The sequence below is a fragment of the Bradyrhizobium sp. GW821-FHT13H05 genome (genome assembly GCF_058804065.1).
This window is the reverse complement of sequence record NZ_JBXAPO010000008.1, coordinates 205,733-219,817: the sequence shown is the minus strand read 5'-3', so window position 1 is coordinate 219,817 and position 14,085 is coordinate 205,733. Positions and strand designations below refer to the sequence as shown.

At 64.3% G+C, this 14,085-nt stretch carries 19 protein-coding genes; 11 read left to right on the top strand and 8 right to left on the bottom strand.

What is annotated here, in order from left to right; translation table 11 throughout:
• Positions 1–82 precede the first annotated feature (82 nt).
• Complete coding sequence (locus AC1RR3_RS24400) at positions 83–679, top strand: superoxide dismutase (protein ID WP_063985730.1); 597 nt, start codon at positions 83–85, stop codon at positions 677–679.
• Between the two features lie 124 nt (positions 680–803).
• Here AC1RR3_RS24400 and AC1RR3_RS24395 read toward each other — a convergent pair whose 3' ends face one another.
• The 3 genes from AC1RR3_RS24395 to AC1RR3_RS24385 form a co-directional block, all read right to left on the bottom strand.
• Positions 804–1,085 carry a helix-turn-helix domain-containing protein gene (locus tag AC1RR3_RS24395; RefSeq protein ID WP_492825634.1) on the bottom strand — a complete coding sequence of 94 codons (282 nt, stop codon included), beginning with the start codon at positions 1,083–1,085 and terminating at the stop codon, positions 804–806.
• 1 nt (position 1,086) lies between these two features.
• Positions 1,087–1,518, bottom strand: coding sequence for a type II toxin-antitoxin system RelE/ParE family toxin (locus AC1RR3_RS24390; RefSeq protein WP_492825633.1), 432 nt, complete (start codon positions 1,516–1,518; stop codon positions 1,087–1,089).
• Positions 1,519–1,639: 121 nt separating this feature from the next.
• Positions 1,640–1,861 carry a hypothetical protein gene (locus AC1RR3_RS24385; RefSeq protein WP_492825632.1) on the bottom strand — a complete coding sequence of 74 codons (222 nt, stop codon included), beginning with the start codon at positions 1,859–1,861 and terminating at the stop codon, positions 1,640–1,642.
• Positions 1,862–1,884: 23 nt separating this feature from the next.
• Between AC1RR3_RS24385 and AC1RR3_RS24380 the strand changes: the two genes are divergently transcribed.
• From AC1RR3_RS24380 to AC1RR3_RS24335, 10 genes are all read left to right on the top strand, one after another.
• The gene (locus AC1RR3_RS24380) at positions 1,885–2,496 is read left to right on the top strand and encodes a permease (RefSeq protein WP_492825631.1); all 612 of its coding nucleotides are present in this window, start codon (positions 1,885–1,887) and stop codon (positions 2,494–2,496) included.
• Complete coding sequence (locus AC1RR3_RS24375) at positions 2,493–2,993, top strand: hypothetical protein (RefSeq protein ID WP_492825630.1); 501 nt, start codon at positions 2,493–2,495, stop codon at positions 2,991–2,993. Before AC1RR3_RS24380 ends, AC1RR3_RS24375 begins: the two co-directional genes overlap by 4 nt.
• A gap of 42 nt (positions 2,994–3,035) precedes the next feature.
• Positions 3,036–3,272 carry a hypothetical protein gene (locus tag AC1RR3_RS24370; RefSeq protein WP_492825629.1) on the top strand — a complete coding sequence of 79 codons (237 nt, stop codon included), beginning with the start codon at positions 3,036–3,038 and terminating at the stop codon, positions 3,270–3,272.
• A 2-nt stretch (positions 3,273–3,274) separates the two neighbouring features.
• On the top strand, positions 3,275–4,030 hold the full coding sequence (locus AC1RR3_RS24365; protein WP_492825628.1) for a metal ABC transporter ATP-binding protein: 756 nt from the start codon (positions 3,275–3,277) through the stop codon (positions 4,028–4,030).
• A 6-nt stretch (positions 4,031–4,036) separates the two neighbouring features.
• A complete protein-coding gene (locus AC1RR3_RS24360; protein WP_492825627.1) occupies positions 4,037–4,906 on the top strand; it encodes a metal ABC transporter permease in 870 nt (289 codons plus the stop codon).
• A gap of 5 nt (positions 4,907–4,911) precedes the next feature.
• Positions 4,912–5,775: a metal ABC transporter solute-binding protein, Zn/Mn family gene (locus tag AC1RR3_RS24355; protein ID WP_492825725.1), complete on the top strand. Its 864-nt coding sequence runs from the start codon at positions 4,912–4,914 to the stop codon at positions 5,773–5,775.
• 55 nt (positions 5,776–5,830) lie between these two features.
• Positions 5,831–6,871 carry a CobW family GTP-binding protein gene (locus AC1RR3_RS24350; RefSeq protein WP_492825626.1) on the top strand — a complete coding sequence of 347 codons (1,041 nt, stop codon included), beginning with the start codon at positions 5,831–5,833 and terminating at the stop codon, positions 6,869–6,871.
• Positions 6,871–7,890 carry a WD40 repeat domain-containing protein gene (locus AC1RR3_RS24345; RefSeq protein WP_492825625.1) on the top strand — a complete coding sequence of 340 codons (1,020 nt, stop codon included), beginning with the start codon at positions 6,871–6,873 and terminating at the stop codon, positions 7,888–7,890. The genes AC1RR3_RS24350 and AC1RR3_RS24345 overlap by 1 nt, the downstream gene beginning before the upstream one ends.
• 30 nt (positions 7,891–7,920) lie before the next feature.
• Positions 7,921–8,637, top strand: coding sequence for an MgtC/SapB family protein (locus AC1RR3_RS24340; RefSeq protein ID WP_492825624.1), 717 nt, complete (start codon positions 7,921–7,923; stop codon positions 8,635–8,637).
• 101 nt (positions 8,638–8,738) lie between these two features.
• Positions 8,739–9,068 (top strand): hypothetical protein, encoded by a 330-nt coding sequence (locus AC1RR3_RS24335; RefSeq protein WP_492825623.1) that lies wholly within the window; start codon positions 8,739–8,741, stop codon positions 9,066–9,068.
• A 160-nt stretch (positions 9,069–9,228) separates the two neighbouring features.
• On the opposite strand, the gene AC1RR3_RS24330 is transcribed toward AC1RR3_RS24335, so the two are convergent.
• The 5 genes from AC1RR3_RS24330 to AC1RR3_RS24310 all read right to left on the bottom strand — a co-directional run bounded on the left by AC1RR3_RS24330 (position 9,229) and on the right by AC1RR3_RS24310 (position 14,065).
• Entirely contained in the window at positions 9,229–10,671 is a 1,443-nt protein-coding gene (locus AC1RR3_RS24330; RefSeq protein ID WP_492825622.1) for a homospermidine synthase, read from the bottom strand.
• A 65-nt stretch (positions 10,672–10,736) separates the two neighbouring features.
• Positions 10,737–11,126 (bottom strand): RidA family protein, encoded by a 390-nt coding sequence (locus tag AC1RR3_RS24325; RefSeq protein ID WP_492825621.1) that lies wholly within the window; start codon positions 11,124–11,126, stop codon positions 10,737–10,739.
• Between the two features lie 137 nt (positions 11,127–11,263).
• Positions 11,264–11,851: a GNAT family N-acetyltransferase gene (locus tag AC1RR3_RS24320; RefSeq protein WP_492825620.1), complete on the bottom strand. Its 588-nt coding sequence runs from the start codon at positions 11,849–11,851 to the stop codon at positions 11,264–11,266.
• Between the two features lie 130 nt (positions 11,852–11,981).
• Entirely contained in the window at positions 11,982–13,124 is a 1,143-nt protein-coding gene (locus tag AC1RR3_RS24315; protein ID WP_492825619.1) for a type III PLP-dependent enzyme, read from the bottom strand.
• A 686-nt stretch (positions 13,125–13,810) separates the two neighbouring features.
• Positions 13,811–14,065, bottom strand: a complete 255-nt coding sequence (locus AC1RR3_RS24310; RefSeq protein ID WP_314952900.1) for a hypothetical protein — start codon at positions 14,063–14,065, stop codon at positions 13,811–13,813.
• Positions 14,066–14,085 lie beyond the last annotated feature (20 nt).

Below are 14,085 nucleotides of genomic sequence, written 5' to 3'. Positions count from 1 at the left end.
AATTGGCGGTATTTAACGGCCGCGGAACCTTCTATAAGAGTCCCCGTTAAGCCAGTTCCCCATCAGTCGCGGACAACAACCCATGACCTTTACGCTTCCCCCACTCCCTTACGCCTATGACGCCCTCGGCCAGTTCATGTCGAAGGAGACGCTGGAATTCCACCACGACAAGCATCATCAGGCCTACGTCACCAACGGCAACAACGCGCTCAAGGGGACCGAATGGGAAGGCAAGTCCCTTGAGGAGATCGTCAAGGGCTCGTTCGGCAAGAACCCCGCCGTGTTCAACAATGCCGGCCAGCACTACAACCATATCCACTTCTGGAGCTGGATGAAGCCCAATGGCGGCGGCACCAAGCTGCCGGGCAAGCTCGAGAAGAAGATCAACGAAGACCTCGGCGGCTTCGAGAAGTTCAAGACCGACTTCCAGGCGGCTGGCGTCGGCCAGTTCGGCTCGGGCTGGGCCTGGCTCCAGGTCAAGAACGGCAAGCTCGAAATTGCCAAGACCCCGAACGGCGAGAATCCGCTGGTGCACGGCGCCACCCCGATCCTCGGCGTCGACGTCTGGGAGCACTCCTACTACATCGACTATCGCAACCGCCGCCCCGACTATCTCAAGGCGTTCGTCGAGAACCTCGTGAACTGGGAATACGTCGAGTCCCTGTTCGACAAGGCCTGAGTTAGTTGCCCTGTCATTTCGGGGCGCCCGTAGGGCGAACCCGGAATTCAGAAGTTATGACGCAAGATTCCGGGGGCGCGCTATGCGCGCCCCCGGAATGACGTATGCGATATGAAAATTTTACTCAGAGAATCGCTTCGATGCCTTTACGGCGGATCAGGTTGAGCAGCACCAGAGCCGGGCCGGTTGGGTGTTTGTCGCCGCGTTCGAGTTGTGACACGTAGCCCGCCGTCACGTTCAGGTAGAGAGCGAAAACCGCTTGGCTAAGTTTGGCTTCCTCGCGGATAGCCTTTATCTCGTCGCTCGAAATTTTCGCCGTGACGGCAGCGGGTATGTCTGAGGCCCCGAGATGCCGCATGGTGATTTTATCTCGGGTCGCCTTGGTCAGCAGGCCGCTCTCATGCATGTCATGCGCCGTTTCCAGCAGCTCCCTTGTGAGTCGACTGGTCTTTGCTTTCTTCTTGGTCTTTGCTGCCATCGTGCACCTCAATTAAAGTTCCGTCGCTTAGCGCTTGGTCCAGCTTCTCTTTGCTCGCGCCCAGAAACGAGGCTGCGATTTCGCGCAAACTGAGCAGTTCGCCGTTGCTGATGTTCTCACGCTCGTTTTTGGCGAAGGCAAAGAGATAGACGGCGCGATCAGAGCCGAAACCGATCAGCATCCGAAATCCCCCTCTCTTGCCCTGCCCCGGACGAGCGACCCGCTGCTTGATGACCTTGCCGCCAAGATCGGCGTCGATCAGGCCGTGCTTGGCACGGTCAACGGCTTCGACAAGAGCCTCGTCGCTGATGCCATGCTGGCGGGTAAACTTCGCGAGTGTTTTGGTTTTGAAAATACGCACAGTGCCTCTCTAGTTCTATAAACTATAGTTTATAGTTATATATTTCAAGGCAATTATGCGCAGGGACGAACAAATTCGGCCGCGCATGGCAAGCCATTGGCCGGCATCAGCTCAACGCCTTCTATGAGACATACGGACTTTCCGATAGAACCGCCTCGGGCAGGTAGATGCTGGTATGTCGAATTTCCGGTCTGGCCCTCTCCCCTTGAAAGGCCGAGCAATCGAGGCGGTCGCATGCGTGGCCGCCTTTTTGCTGTGCGAACCAGCCCTGCGCCGTGCGCGCATCGGCCTGTGATCGTTCCGTTTGCATCGCCTGGGTGGCGCCCTTAATCAGGATGGGCATCCCACCCGGTCGATCCACGCCCATTGTCAGAACCTTCCCCGAACAATCCGGCGCCTGCCGAGGACGCGGACTCCGAGCCGCGGCCGGGGCGCGTGCGCAAGCCGATCGGCTGGTCGACCATCATCATCGCCGCCCTGGTGGCGGTGAGCGCAGGTCTGGTCTGGCGGCGCGACGGCACCGACGGCGTTCTCGACATTCTCACCCACGATCTCTCGCTGTTCGGCGGCATCCTGCCGCGCGTGCTGGCGGGCTGCCTGCTCGGCGCGTTCATCTCGGAAATCCTGCCGCACGAAAGAGTCTCGCGCTCGCTCGGGCCGAAATCCGGGCTGAAGGGGCTTTTGATCGGCACAGCCTTCGGCGCGATCCTGCCGGGCGGCCCCTTCACCGCTTATCCGGTGGCGAGCGCGCTGCTGGCGGTCGGGGCCGATTTCGGCGCCACCATCGCCATGGTCGTGAGCTGGACCCTGATCGGTTATGGCCGGGCGGTGGCCTGGGAAATCCCGATCATGGGCACCGATTTCACGCTGTGGCGGATCGTCATCTCGCTGCCGCTGCCGGTGCTCGCCGGCGCGCTCGGCCGCTTCGTCTATGTCCGGCTCTATCCGAAGCGCGATAGCGACGAGGAGGCGAATTGAGCGCCGCGCTTCTCATCGACATTCTGCTCTGGGGCTCGGTGCTCGGCGTCGGACTGATCGCCTTCCGGCGCGGCCCTCCGGTGTTCAGGGCCTCGCTGCGCGAAGGCTCGATGGACTTCATCAACATCGTGCCGCGGATCGCACTCGGCGTCATCGGCTCTGGCTATATCGCCGCCATCATCCCGCAGGAGGTGATCACCGGCTGGCTCGGGCCGGATAGCGGCTGGCTGGGGGTCGCGACCGCCGTTGTTGCCGGTGCCGCCACGCCCGGCGGCCCCGTGATCGGCTTTTCCATCGGCACGGTGGCCCTGAAGTCGGGCGGCGGGGTGCCCCAGGTGGTCGCCTATGTCGTGGCCTGGGCCCTGTTTGCCTTCCAGCGGGTGATTTTGTGGGAAATCCCCTTCATGCCGGCTCGCTTTGTCTGGTTCCGCTGCGCGGTCTCGGTGCCGTTTCCGTTCGTGGCGGCGGCCATCGCCATGGTGATCGGCAAGCCCTGAGTGGGCGTGGACAGGGGTAATGTTATAATATAACGTCTCTGCATGGTTCCCGCCGCGTCCCACGCCCATCATCACGATCATTCCCAAGGCCATTCTCATGGCCACGAGCATTCGTATGGGCACGACCACAGCCACGCCCATGTCCACGACGCGGCCTCGCCGCATCCGGCCCAGGCGGCGCCCTGGTCGATCCTGCGCATGACCATGGTCGGGCGGCTTTCGGCCGCAGTGGCCGTCTGCGCCGTGCTCTGGGGCGTGGTGTTCCTGGCGATGAGGTGACCATGGCGGCCGTGCACTTCCACAACGTCACGCTCGGCTACGACCGGCATCCGGCCGTGCATCATCTTAACGGCGAGGTCGCCCCGGGTGCGCTGGTCGCCGTGATCGGCCCGAACGGGGCCGGCAAGTCGACCCTGCTGCGCGGCATCGTCGGCATCCTCCGGCCGCTCGACGGCAGCATTCATCTCGGCGGGCTCGACAGCCGCGACATCGCCTATCTGCCGCAGAGCGCGGACATCGACCGCAGCTTTCCGATCTCGGTGTTCGACTTTGTCGCGACCGGTCTGTGGCGCGCGACCGGCCTGTTCGGCGGCATCGGCAAGGCCGCGCGGGACAAGATCCTGCATGCGATCGGCGCCGTCGGCCTCAACGGCTTCGAGAACCGGCCGATCGGCACGCTCTCCGGCGGGCAGATGCAGCGCGTGCTGTTCGCGCGCGTGCTGCTCCAGGATGCGCGGCTGATCGTGCTCGACGAGCCCTTCAACGCCATCGACAGCAAGACCACGACCGACCTGCTCGCGCTGGTAAAACACTGGCACGGCGAGGGCCGCACGGTGCTCGCCGCGCTGCATGACATGGAGATGGTGCGCAATCATTTCAGCGAGACCCTGGTGCTGGCGCGCGGCCCCGTGGCCTGGGGGCCGACGGCGGAAGTGCTGACGCCGGAAAACCTGATGGTCGCGATGCGGATGTGCGAAGCCTTCGACGACAGCGCTGCGGCCTGTGCGGCCGACGATGCCCGCTCGCGGGCGGCTTGATATCCGATGATCTATGACGCGCTGATCGGTCCGTTCACCGAATTCGAGTTCATGCGGCGCGCGCTTGCCGCCGTGATCGCGCTGTCGCTGGCGGGCGCGCCGATCGGCGTGTTCCTGATGCTGCGGCGGATGAGCCTCGTCGGCGATGCCATGGCGCATGCGATCCTGCCCGGTGCGGCCGTCGGCTTCCTGCTCTCCGGCCTCAATCTGTTCGCGATGACGGCCGGCGGCCTGATCGCCGGCTTTGCGGTCGCGATCCTCTCAGGCCTGGTCGCGCGCTCGACCGGGCTGAAGGAGGATGCTTCGCTCGCAACCTTCTATCTGGCCTCGCTGGCGCTCGGTGTCACCATCGTTTCGATCAAGGGCACCAATATCGACCTGCTGCATGTCTTGTTCGGCAATATCCTCGCCATGGACGACCAGACGCTGCTGGTGGTCGCCTTCAACGCCACGGTCACGCTTCTGGTGCTCGCGGTGATCTACCGCCCGTTGGTGATCGAGAGCGTCGATCCATTGTTCCTGCGCACCGTCAGCCGCGCCGGCGGTCCCGCGCATCTCGCCTTCCTCGCGCTCGTCGTCATCAATCTCGTGAACGGCTTTCAGGCGCTCGGCACGCTGCTGGCGGTGGGCCTGATGATCCTGCCGGCAGGCATTGCGCGGTTCTGGTCGCGTGATCTCACGGTGATGATCTGCATCGCCGTGGTCGCCGCCGCGATCTCAGGCTATGCCGGCCTCGTGCTGTCGTTCCAGACCCGCGTGCCCTCCGGCCCCGCCATCATTCTCGTGGCAACGGTGCTTTACATCGTCTCCGTCCTGTTCGGCCGCGTCGGCGGTATCGTCCGGCAGCTGTTTCCCGGCCGGCATCTGGAAGCGTGACGGCGATGCGCTTTTTTCTGCTCTTTGCCTTGCTGCTGATCGCCACGCCGCTGCACGCCGCTGAGCGGCTTAACGTGGTCGCGAGCTTCTCGATCCTCGGCGATTTCGTCCGCACCGTCGGCGGTGACCGGGTCAACGTCACGACGCTGGTCGGGGCCGACAGCGACGTCCATGTCTATACGCCGGCGCCAAGCGATGCGAAGCGGATCGCGGATGCAAAGCTGGTCATCGTCAACGGACTCGGGCTGGAGGGCTGGCTGCCACGGCTGGTGCAATCCTCCGGCAGCAAGGCAACGGTCGTCACCGCCAGCGCCGGCATCGTCCCGCACAAGCTCGGCTCAGGCGCCGATCCGCATGCCTGGCAGTCCGTCCCCAACGCCAAAACTTACGTGACCGACATCGCCAGCGCGCTGGCCGCCGCCGCTCCTGACGACGCAGAGTTCTTCCGCACCCAGGCAAAGGCCTATCTGGACAAGCTCGAAACGCTCGACCGCGAGGTCCGCGAGGCCGTGGCCAGGATCCCGGCCGACCGGCGCAAGGTCATCTCGACCCATGACGCTTTCGGCTATTTTGCTGCCGAATATGGCATCCAGTTTATCGCCCCCCTGGGCGTCTCCACCGAAACCGAGCCCAACGCGCGGGATATCGCGGGGATCATTGGCCAGATCAGGGCCCAAAAAATCCCGGCCGTTTTCCTGGAGAATATCAGCGATGACCGGCTGATCCGTCGGATTGCGGCCGAGACCGGGGCCAAGGTCGGCGGGACCCTGATTTCCGACGGTTTGACCGGCGAAAAGGGGCCTGCACCCACTTACATTGATATGGTCAGGCACAATATAAAGGCCCTGACCAGCGCGCTTGACCATTAGGGCAGGGGGCCACCCCGCCGTGCGTCGCGCGGAAAAGCCCGAAGTCGGAGTTGTTATGTCTGAAGCGTCCCAGAAAATTCCCGTGACCGTCCTGACCGGCTATCTCGGTGCTGGCAAGACCACGCTGCTCAACCGCATCCTGTCGGAAAACCACGGCAAGAAATACGCCGTCATCGTCAACGAATTCGGCGAGATCGGCATCGACAACGACCTCATCATCGGCGCCGATGAGGAAGTGTTCGAGATGAACAATGGCTGCATCTGCTGCACCGTGCGCGGCGACCTCGTCCGCATCATGGACGGGTTGATGAAGCGCAAGGGCAAGTTCGACGCCATCATCGTCGAGACCACCGGCCTTGCCGATCCGGCCCCGGTCGCCCAGACCTTCTTCGTCGATGAGGACGTGCAGAAGAACGCCCGCCTCGACGCGGTCGTCACGGTTGCCGACGCCAAATGGCTGTCCGACCGGCTCAAGGATGCGCCCGAGGCCAAGAACCAGATCGCCTTTGCCGACGTCATCGTGCTGAACAAGACCGATCTCGTCACCAAGGCCGAGCTTGCCGAGGTCGAGGCCCGCATCCGTGCCATCAACCCCTATGCCAAGCTGCATCGCACCGAGCGCTGCTCGGTGGCTCTGGCCGACGTGCTCGACCGCGGCGCGTTCGACCTCGACCGCATCCTGGACATCGAGCCGGATTTCCTGAATGCCGATGATCATGACCACGACCATGATCATCACCATCATGGCCACGACCATCATCATGATCACGGCCACGGCCTGAAGCACTATCACGACGAGGACATGCAGTCGCTGTCGCTCAAGACCGACAAGCCGCTCGATCCGAACATGTTCATGCCCTGGCTCCAGAACCTGGTGCAGGTCGAGGGTGGCAAGATCCTGCGCTCCAAGGGCATCCTCGCCTTCCACGACGACGACGACCGCTACGTCTTCCAGGGCGTGCACATGATGCTGGAGGGCAACCACCAGCGGAAGTGGAAGGACGGTGAGCCGCGCCAGAGCCGCCTCGTCTTCATCGGCCGTGAATTGCCCGAAGAGCTCATTCGCACGGGCTTCGAGAGCTGCATCGTCTCGTGATGAAAGAGTTTACGCCGGCTCCGGATTCAGCCTCGATCGTCTCCGTCACCGACCGCGTCAAGCCTGTTACGCTCGGCATGGGCGTGACCTCGGTGCATTTCCTTGGTCCCCGCGCCGCCTTCGTCGGCAGCGAGGAGAATGTCGCGTTCGTCGATGCCAAGGGCGAGATCGACACGGTCGCTGTCCATAGCGGCGGCATTCTCTCGACCGCCACTGACGGCAAGCGTCTCGTCATGGGCGGCGACGACGGCAAGGTCGTCTCGCTCGATGCCAAGGGCGAGGTGACGCTGCTCGCCACTGATCCGAAGCGGCGCTGGATCGACGCGGTCGCGCTGCATCCCGACGGCGCCTACGCCTGGTCGGCCGGCAAGATTGCGACCGTGAAGAGCGGCAAGAACGAGGAGAAGTCGCTCGAGGTGCCCTCGACCGTCGGCGGCCTTGCGTTCGCGCCGAAAGGCCTGCGGCTCGCGATCGCCCATTACAACGGCGCCACGCTGTGGTTTCCGAACATGGAAGGCTCAGCCGAATTCCTGCCCTGGGCCGGTTCGCATCTCGGCGTCACCTTCAGCCCGGACAACAAGTTCCTGGTCACCACGATGCACGAGGCGGCGCTGCACGGCTGGCGGCTCGCCGACAACCGCCACATGCGCATGACCGGCTATCCCGGCCGCGTCCGCTCGATGTCCTGGAGCGCGGGCGGCAAGGGGCTCGCGACCTCCGGTGCCGACACCGTCATCATCTGGCCGTTCGGCAGCAAGGACGGCCCGATGGGCAAGGAGCCCGCAATGCTGGCGCCGCTCCAGGCCCGCGTCGCGGTCGTCGCCTGCCATCCGAAGAACGACATCCTCGCCGCCGGCTACAGCGACGGCACCGTGCTGATGGTTCGTCTGGAAGACGGCGCCGAGATCCTGGTCCGCCGCAATGGCACGCCGCCCGTGGCCGCGATCGCCTGGAACGCCAAGGGCACGCTGCTGGCATTCGCCGACGAAAATGGGGACGGCGGCCTGCTGGAGCTTTAATTTGTCATCGTTCTGACCGTATAGGGGCTCATGCGGTTTCTGACGACCTTCCAGCTTGCTGATTTCGCCGACACGCTGGTCAGCCTGTTCACGGCCTTCGTGCTGGGCACGCTGATCGGCGCCGAGCGGCAATACCGCCAGCGCAATGCGGGCCTGCGCACCAACGTGCTGGTCGCGGTCGCGGCCGCCGCCTTCGTCGATCTTGCCATGCATCTGATGGGTGCCGACGGCGCGGTTCGGGTGATCGCCAATGTCGTCACCGGCATCGGCTTCCTCGGCGCCGGCGTCATCATGAGGCAGGGCATGGACGTGCGCGGGCTCAACACCGCGGCGACATTGTGGGCCTCGGCCGCGGTCGGCTCCTGCGCCGGGGCCGACATGGTCGCGCAGGCGGCGGCGCTCACCGTGTTCGTCATCGCCGGCAACACCATGCTGCGCCCGCTGGTCAACGCCATCAACCGCATCCCGCTGAACGAGAAGACCTCGGAGGCGACCTACTATTTCAAGCTCGCGGTCGCGACCGACGCCCTGCCTGACATGCGTGACCGCCTCATCGACAACCTCGAGGCCGCGAAATATCAGGTTGCCGATGTCGACGTGGTCGAGATCGGCGAGGATATGCTGGAGATCGTCGCAAAGCTGGTCGCGTCCGCAGTCGATCCGAACGAGCTGAACGCGGTGGCGACCGATCTCCAGCACCTGCCGGGCGTGCGCCACGCCACCTGGGAAGTCAGCACCTCGGACTAAGCGCGGCGTTTTGGCGCGTGAACGGGCGGTTCCGGCTTCGGCTGCTGCGGAACCGCGGCCCGGCGACTTCGTTGATCCCGCGGACAAAGGCGGTGATCGACATGCCCGGCCAAGATGACAAGCGCAGACTGAAGCTCGACCTGACAATCGCCTGCTCGCTGTTCGCGGCCGGCGTCCTGGTGTCGGTGATGTCACTCGTCCAGATCCGCGCCGAGAGTCGGATGGAACTGGCGCAGGCGACCCAGCCGCTCCAGGGCACCCCATCCGACGATCAGAACAAGCCCGCGGAAGCCAAGCCCGGCGGCGACCGGCCGACCACGCCGGCCCCCGAGCCCGCACGTCCTGATCCGCAGACCCAGGGCGCGGCGACCAAGCCGGCATTGCCGCAGGCGCCAGCCGAGAAGATCGCGCCGCCGATCGAGAAGAAGTAGGCGGGCTGTCTCCACACAAATGGTGTCATCACCTGCGAAAGCGGGTGATCCAGTATTCCAGAGACCGCGATGGGATACGGAGAAGCCGCGGCGTACTGGATGCCCCGGTCAAGCCGGGGCATGACAGTGGAGTGCGTGGCGGTGGGCAGAGGCCGTTGCCTCACCGCACCAGAATATTCCGGAACTGCCAGGGATCGCTGGTGTCGATATCTTCCGGGAACAGTCCCGGACGATCCGTCAGCGGCGTCCAGTCGGTATAGAAACCCTTCACCGGGCCCAGATACGGCAGCTGGATTTCCAGCAGGCGATCGAAATCCATCTCGTCGGCTTCGACGATGCCTTCATTCGGGTTCTCAAGGGCCCACACCATGCCGCCGAGCACGGCGGAGGTCACCTGCAGGCCGGTCGCGTTCTGGTAGGGCGCTAGCGCGCGGGTCTCTTCGATCGAGAGCTGCGAGCCGTACCAATAGGCATTGTTGTCGTGGCCGAACAGCAGCACGCCGAGCTCGTCGATGCCGTCGACGATCTCGTTCTCGTCGAGGATATGGTGCCTCTCCTGCATCTTGGCGGCGCGGCCGAACATTTCATGCAGCGACAGCACGGCGTCGTCGGCCGGATGATAGGCATAATGGCAGGTCGGTCGGTAGACCGCCGTGCCCGATGCGTCACGCACCGTGAAATAATCGGCGATCGAGATCGACTCGTTGTGGGTGACGAGGAAGCCATACTGCGCGCCGCGGGTCGGGCACCAGGTGCGCACGCGCGTGTTGGCGCCGGGCTGCATCAGATAGATGGCGGCGCCGCAGCCGGCTTCGTGGGTATGCGCATTCTCCGGCATCCATTTCTCGTGGGTGCCCCAGCCGAGTTCGGATGGCTGCACGCCTTCCGACAGGAATCCTTCCACCGACCAGGTGTTGACGAAGACGTCAGGCTCTTTCGGCGTCTTTGAGCGCTGGGTGTCGCGTTCGGCGATGTGGATGCCCTTGATGCCGGCCTGCCGCATCAGATCCGCCCATTCGGCCTTGGTCTTCGGCTTGGGGGCATTGAGCTTCAGGTCGGCGGCGACGTTGAGCAGCGCCTGCTTGACGAAGAAAGAGACCATGCCGGGATTGGCGCCGCAGCAGGAGACGGCCGTGGTCGAGCCCTTAGGCCGCGCCTTCTTGGCGGCCAGCGTCACTTCGCGCAGCGCGTAGTTGGAGCGCGCTTCCGGGCCCTTCGACGCATCGAAATAGAAGCCGAGCCAGGGCTCGTTGACGGTGTCGATATAGAGAGCGCCGAGCTCGTTGCAGAGCTCCATGATGTCGGTCGAGCCGGTGTCGACGGAGAGATTGACGCAAAAGCCCTGGCCGCCGCCTTCGGTGAGCAGCGGGGTCAGCAGTTCGCGATAATTGTCCCTGGTCACGGCCTTCTGGATGAAGCGCACGTTCTGCTTCTCGCAATGCGCCTTGCGGCCCTCGTCCTTGGGATCGATCACGGTGACACGCGACTTGTCGTAATCGAGATGCCGCTCGATCATCGGCAGCGTGCCTTTGCCGATGGAGCCGAAGCCGACCATGACGATGGGACCAGTGATCTTCGCGTAGATCTGCGAGGGGTGGCTCATGGGATGGTTTCTCCGGAACGTGCTGGCGGGCCAAGGGTGGGGTGGATCAGGCGCTGCGGCGCTTGTCAGAGGCTGAGGCGCTTGGCGGTGACTTCGATTTCGACCTTCATCTCGGGCTTGGCGAGAGCGCTGACGACCAGCAAGGTCGCAGCCGGCCTGATGTCGCCGAGCACCTCGCCGCAGACCGCGAAGTGGGCATCGATGAAGCTGGCGTCGGTGACGTAATAGGTCGCACGGACGATATCGGCCATCTCGAATCCACCCTCCTTCAGGGCGGCTTCGATGGTCTTGAAGCAGTTGCGTGACTGGCTCGTGACATCTGCTGGCATCGTCATCGTGGTGTAGTCGTAGCCGGTGGTTCCCGCCACGAAGGCGAAATCGCCGTCGATCACGGCGCGGCTGTAGCCGACGGTTTTCTCGAGGGGAGAGCCGGTGGAGATCAGGCGACGGGACATGGTCGTGGGCCTCGACTGAAGTGGGGGTGTTTGGCGGGTTAAAGGGCGTTTCTCAGGCCCGCGCAACCCTAAAGGAACGGGCACGCGCGGACATCGCCGCGGAACGCGGCTTCGGTCGTCGCAGTCAGAGCGATCCCTTAGGCCGCGCGCGCCTCGAGGCCGCGAACTACCCTCCGTTTGGGCAAGGCCGCACCGGTCGGGACGATCATCCCCGCGGCGCCATCCAGCGCTCCGGCCTGGAATTCGATCGCCAGCAACCGGTCGCGCTCGAACGGGCCGGGCAGCACGAGTGCGCCGGTCTTCTCGGCCGAGAAGCCGAAACGGGCGTAGTAGGGCGCGTCGCCGAGCAGGATCACGGTATCATGCCCGCGCGCCCGGGCGGCGGCCAGCGCTTGATTCATCAGCGCGGCGCCGATCCCGAGCTCGCGGCAGGCAGGGTCCACCGCCAACGGTCCGAGGACCAGAGCGGGCCTGCCTCCGGCGCTGACGTTCCACAGCCGCACGGTTCCCACGAGTGTCCCCTCGCGCACGGCCGACAGGGCTAGGCCTGCGGCAGGTGCACGTCCGTCGCGCAGGCGCTGGCAGGTGCGGTCATGGCGGTTCTCGCCAAAGCAGGCATCCAGCAGCGCTTCACGGGCGGCGACGTCGATAGCGCGCTCGCTGCGGATTGCGAACGGAGCGGCTTTCGAAGTGAGGGCGATTTGTGGCTTCCGAAAAGCAGTCATGGCGCGTCAGTCCCCGCTTGAGACCTGCGTGCGCGGAGCACGCCGGTCCAAGGCGTCGTCAGAAATCGAAATGTGAGGGAGGAGCCGGCAAGCCGGCTCCCGGGTTCGTCAAGCCTCAGAGAGAGGCTGCCTAGATGTGGTACGTCTTCAGCGGCGGGATGCCGTTGAACGCCACCGACGAGTAGGTCGACGTATAGGCCCCGGTGCCTTCGATCAGCACCTTGTCGCCGATCTCGAGCGTGACGGGGAGCGGATACGGGCTCTTCTCGTACAGCACGTCGGCGGAATCGCAGGTCGGTCCCGCGAGCACGCACGGCGTCATGTCCGCGCCGTCATGGGCGGTACGGATGGCGTAGCGGATCGACTCGTCCATGGTCTCGGCGAGACCGCCGAACTTGCCGATGTCGAGGTAAACCCAGCGCACCTCGTCCTCGTCGCTCTTCTTCGAGATGAGCACGACCTCGGATTCGATGATGCCGGCGTTGCCCACCATGCCGCGGCCCGGCTCGATGATGGTCTCCGGAATCTGGTTGCCGAAGTGCTTGCGCAGCGCGCGGAAGATCGACCGGCCATAGGTCACGACCGGCGGCACGTCCTTCAGGTACTTGGTCGGGAAGCCGCCGCCCATGTTGACCATGGAGAGGTTGATGCCGCGCTCGGCGCAGTCGCGGAACACCTGCGAGGCCATCGCCAGCGCACGGTCCCACGCCTTCACCTTGCGCTGCTGCGAGCCGACATGGAAGGAGATGCCGCACGGCTCCAGGCCCAGGCGCTTGGCAACGTCGAGCACCTCGACGGCCATTTCCGGGTCGCAGCCGAACTTGCGCGACAGCGGCCATTCGGCGCCGGCGCAGTCATAGAGGATGCGGCAGAACACCTTCGCGCCGGGGGCGGCACGGGCGACCTTCTCGACCTCGGGAACGCAATCGACCGCGAACAGGCGAATGCCGAGCGCGAAGGCGCGCGCGATGTCGCGCTCCTTCTTGATCGTGTTGCCGAAGGAGATGCGGTCGGGCGTCGCACCGGCGGCCAATGCCATCTCGATCTCGGCGACCGTCGCGGTGTCGAAGCAGGAGCCCATGGAGGCGAGCAGGGCCAGCACTTCCGGCGCCGGGTTCGCCTTGACGGCATAGAACACACGGCTGTCGGGGAGCGCCTTGGCAAAGGTCTGGTAATTGTCGCGCACGACTTCGAGGTCGACGACGAGGCACGGCTCGGTGTCCTGGCCCTCGCTGCGGCGGTTGCGCAGGAATTCCTGAATACGTTCGGTCATAGCACTCTCCCAAACGGCCCAGCGACGGGGATCCGTTCAAAAAATGTCGTCGGATAAGCGCCCCGGCCAGATCGCGCGATGGAGGCGCGACGAGCCAAAGACTCAAATCAGACTGTGCTGCCGTGGATTGGTTGGGAATTTCCCGCCCGCACACCTGGCAATGAAGGACAAGCCTTTTCAGTAGCCCGCGCCGGCGTTGGACTGCCGGTAGAGACCAAAAAAGCCCGATCCGTCGTTGCTTTAAGTCGCGTCCCCCGTTGAGAGCGGGGTGCGCCGGTTCGCCTCCGGCTGCCAGTCACGGTTGCAAAAAGTGAAGTCACCTTCGACAAGGCATCTCTTTGAGAGAGATGCTGGACGCTCCGGGTTTGCTTCGTCTCCAGACCTCTGGGTCTTGCGACCTTCGGTCTTTCGACTTCCACACTTCCGAAGAGCCCCTCGGCTTCTTCACCCCTTGGCGGCTGTCCGGCCTCTTGTCCGGATACCTACCGACTGACACACGACCACAGGCACGTGCGAAATTGGGCAAGAGCGCACATAAGGCTTTTGACTCAGCTTCGCAAGAATTTTTTTAGGCTGAGAACAGATTTGCCTAACATCTGCTTGCGCAGTGTTGCGCGAGCGACGCGGAAGATGAACGCGCGTTAAGTTTTCTGCGTCGTACGCGCCTCACGCGCGCGCGAGAAGCTTCAGCCGCGCTTCGTGAACGGCTCGACGCGCTGGGCGGCGCGGATGAAGGCGGTCATCACGAGCACGCCGAGTGCGAACAGCACCGCCTGGAGGATATGGGCGCCTTGATCGCCGAGACCGAACAGGATCGCGAGCGCCCAGCCGCCGGCAAAGGCCGCGCCGAACACCTCTGCGCCGATCAGGATGGCGGCGCTGATGACGGTGATGACGCTGGGCCAGACGATCCGGCGGGAGGACGAGGAAGACGCGTTCATGAGCTCAGGGGTCCCAAGGC

Excerpts from the sequence above, each read along its gene's own strand:
- AC1RR3_RS24400 (WP_063985730.1), top strand. The coding sequence starts at position 83 with ATGACCTTTACGCTTCCCCCACTCCCTTACGCCTATGACGCCCTCGGC.
- AC1RR3_RS24395 (WP_492825634.1), bottom strand. The coding sequence starts at position 1,085 with ATGCATGAGAGCGGCCTGCTGACCAAGGCGACCCGAGATAAAATCACC.
- AC1RR3_RS24385 (WP_492825632.1), bottom strand. The coding sequence starts at position 1,861 with ATGCCCATCCTGATTAAGGGCGCCACCCAGGCGATGCAAACGGAACGA.
- AC1RR3_RS24370 (WP_492825629.1), top strand. The coding sequence starts at position 3,036 with ATGGTTCCCGCCGCGTCCCACGCCCATCATCACGATCATTCCCAAGGC.
- AC1RR3_RS24365 (WP_492825628.1), top strand. The coding sequence starts at position 3,275 with ATGGCGGCCGTGCACTTCCACAACGTCACGCTCGGCTACGACCGGCAT.
- AC1RR3_RS24360 (WP_492825627.1), top strand. The coding sequence starts at position 4,037 with ATGATCTATGACGCGCTGATCGGTCCGTTCACCGAATTCGAGTTCATG.
- AC1RR3_RS24355 (WP_492825725.1), top strand. The coding sequence starts at position 4,912 with ATGCGCTTTTTTCTGCTCTTTGCCTTGCTGCTGATCGCCACGCCGCTG.
- AC1RR3_RS24350 (WP_492825626.1), top strand. The coding sequence starts at position 5,831 with ATGTCTGAAGCGTCCCAGAAAATTCCCGTGACCGTCCTGACCGGCTAT.
- AC1RR3_RS24345 (WP_492825625.1), top strand. The coding sequence starts at position 6,871 with ATGAAAGAGTTTACGCCGGCTCCGGATTCAGCCTCGATCGTCTCCGTC.
- AC1RR3_RS24340 (WP_492825624.1), top strand. The coding sequence starts at position 7,921 with ATGCGGTTTCTGACGACCTTCCAGCTTGCTGATTTCGCCGACACGCTG.
- AC1RR3_RS24335 (WP_492825623.1), top strand. The coding sequence starts at position 8,739 with ATGCCCGGCCAAGATGACAAGCGCAGACTGAAGCTCGACCTGACAATC.
- AC1RR3_RS24330 (WP_492825622.1), bottom strand. The coding sequence starts at position 10,671 with ATGAGCCACCCCTCGCAGATCTACGCGAAGATCACTGGTCCCATCGTC.
- AC1RR3_RS24325 (WP_492825621.1), bottom strand. The coding sequence starts at position 11,126 with ATGTCCCGTCGCCTGATCTCCACCGGCTCTCCCCTCGAGAAAACCGTC.
- AC1RR3_RS24320 (WP_492825620.1), bottom strand. The coding sequence starts at position 11,851 with ATGACTGCTTTTCGGAAGCCACAAATCGCCCTCACTTCGAAAGCCGCT.
- AC1RR3_RS24315 (WP_492825619.1), bottom strand. The coding sequence starts at position 13,124 with ATGACCGAACGTATTCAGGAATTCCTGCGCAACCGCCGCAGCGAGGGC.
- AC1RR3_RS24310 (WP_314952900.1), bottom strand. The coding sequence starts at position 14,065 with ATGAACGCGTCTTCCTCGTCCTCCCGCCGGATCGTCTGGCCCAGCGTC.